The sequence below is a fragment of the Paractinoplanes globisporus DSM 43857 genome (assembly GCF_000379645.1).
Classification (GTDB): domain Bacteria; phylum Actinomycetota; class Actinomycetes; order Mycobacteriales; family Micromonosporaceae; genus Actinoplanes; species Actinoplanes globisporus.
On the sequence record NZ_KB903349.1, the window covers coordinates 1 to 2086 of the forward strand.

Below are 2086 nucleotides of genomic sequence, written 5' to 3' on the forward strand. Positions count from 1 at the left end.
CTGGGCTTGCGCCCGGGGCGGCAGAGGCTGGGCCGGTGGGCTGACCTGGGCTCGCGGGGGCAGGGGCTGGGCCTGGGCTGGTGGGCCGGCCTGGGTCTGGGCGCGCGGCGGCAGGGGCTGGGTCTGGTCCTGCGACGGTGGTGTGGGGCGGGCTTGGGTCTGCGGCGGTGGTGTGGGGCGTCCCTGGGCCTGCGGTGCGGCGGCTGGGCTGCCTAGGCCGACCGGGGGCGCGAGTGGGCCGCCGGGGACGCCGTCAGGGGAGGCGTCGGTGATCCGGGGGATGTACGCCGTCTGGGCGTCACCGTCGGGAGCGCGGTGCCGCCCGGAGTTGTTGTCCGGGTCGGCCATCAGTCGGCAACCCGAGCGGATCGGAGGTCGCTCGACCCGTCGTACGCCCGCACCGTCACGTTCCTCTCCACAGTCTCCGAGTAGCCGAGTCCGAAGTCAGCGACCGCATCCCTGAACTGCTGGACTCCCTCCGCGGAATCCAACGCGCGATGCATCGCTGTGGGTTCGCCAATCGCAGTGATCTTGAATGGCGGTGAGAAGACCTGGCCGTGTAGTAGCAGCGTGTTGCCGACACAGCGTACCGCGCTGGTCGAGATGACGCGGACATCCATGATCGACATTGCCTCGGCTCCACCGGCCCAGAGAGCGTTGACGACGGCCTGGACGTCACCCTGATGGACGACGAGATCGTCGTTGTCGGGGGCGTTTGGGCCGAGGTCGGCGCCCCGGCGGGGGGAGTCGTTGAGGACGACGGTCAGACCGGGCCCGCGCAGGGCCGTGAAGCCGGCCGCGGCGCGCATCGCGTCGGCCCGCTCGCGCGCCTCCTTGACCGGCTGGTCGACCTCGGCCAGGCGGGCCGTGTCCTGGTCGACCTCGGCGCGCAGCTTGGCGGCCGTCTTCTCCCGGGCGTCGAGCCGGGTGCGCTTGTCGGCGATCAGCTGGGCGAGCTGCGGTCGGCGGTCGTCGCGCAGCTGGGTGCCGTCGGCGGTGCGGGCCGAGGTCGTGAAGAGCAATCCGGCGGCGAGCGCGATCAGCGGCACCCCGACCGTCCACCGGCCGCGCAGGCCTCTCTTGCGGGGACGCAGCCCGCCGAGAGCACGCCGCAACACGAGCCGCCACGACGGCGCGCCGGTCGTGTACTCCACTTACCCATCCCCTCCAGAGAGGCAACTGCCTCCCGAAATGCCGCTCCGGACATTTTCCTCGCCCGGCGGGTGCCGGTCTGCGCGCCGCCTTGACTACGCTAGCGGTCGAACAGTATTCGCCACGGGCAGCATTCGGGCACTCCCGAGCCGCTCAGCGGTGGGTTGTTCACCACTTGTTGCCCTTCAGGAGAGCACCGTGCCGAAGTCTCAGGTTCGCAAGAAGAAGGTCTACACGCCGCCGACGGATGTCCGACCGGCGGCAGCCGCGGCGTCCAAGAAGCCGAGCCCGACCTGGTTGCCCGTCACCGCGGTAGCCCTGATCGTGGTGGGCATCGCCTGGCTGGTCGTTTACTACCTGTCCTCGCAGCGCTGGCCGGTGGAGTCCTGGTCGTACTGGAACCTCGCGATCGGTTTCGGCTGCATGGTGGCATCGCTGGGCATCCTGTCCCGCTGGCGTTAAGCCCGCGATGCCCGCTTCCGCCGGGTAATGTGATCTTCGTCTGTTTTAGCGCACTCCGCGCTGGATGCGGAGTGCGCTTTGCGCGCTTCGGTCTTGTCAAGAATGTGCACTGACAGTGCAAACTTGACCCGCGGCGCGAGGCCGTCTATTACTCATGGGTAACATAGGCAGCCGACCGAGGAGGACCGCAGATGGGGATCGCGCAGATAGTCGCCACCGTCCTGGCCGGCGCCGTGACGATCACGGCCGTTGTGCTGGCGGTGCGTGCCGTTCTGACGATCACCGCGGTGATCCGTCAGGGTCAGCCGGCCCCGGAGCGTTTCGCCGACAAGGGCGTGCGGACGAGGAAGATGCTGACCGAGACGCTCGGTCACACCCGGATGCTCAAGTGGGGCTACATCGGCGCGGCGCACTGGTTCGTGATGGTCTCCTTCATGATCCTGTTCCTGCTGGTCGTGGAGGCGTACTTCGA

At 69.1% G+C, this 2086-nt stretch carries 2 protein-coding genes and 2 pseudogenes; 2 read left to right on the forward strand and 2 right to left on the reverse strand.

Annotation, left to right across the window (positions count from 1 at the left end):
* Positions 1 to 348 (reverse strand): annotated as a pseudogene (locus tag A3CQ_RS62360) (hypothetical protein); the annotation flags it as partial.
* Entirely contained in the window at positions 348 to 1154 is an 807-nt protein-coding gene (locus tag A3CQ_RS0144430; RefSeq protein WP_020517433.1) for a DUF881 domain-containing protein, read from the reverse strand. The gene A3CQ_RS0144430 and the pseudogene A3CQ_RS62360, both read right to left, overlap by 1 nt.
* Positions 1155 to 1350: 196 nt before the next feature.
* Here A3CQ_RS0144430 and A3CQ_RS0144435 point away from each other — a divergent pair, with 196 nt between their 5' ends.
* The gene (locus tag A3CQ_RS0144435) at positions 1351 to 1614 is read left to right on the forward strand and encodes a cell division protein CrgA (RefSeq protein ID WP_020517434.1); all 264 of its coding nucleotides are present in this window, start codon (positions 1351 to 1353) and stop codon (positions 1612 to 1614) included.
* A gap of 191 nt (positions 1615 to 1805) precedes the next feature.
* Positions 1806 to 2086, forward strand: a pseudogene (locus A3CQ_RS56230) (Fe-S oxidoreductase); the annotation flags it as partial.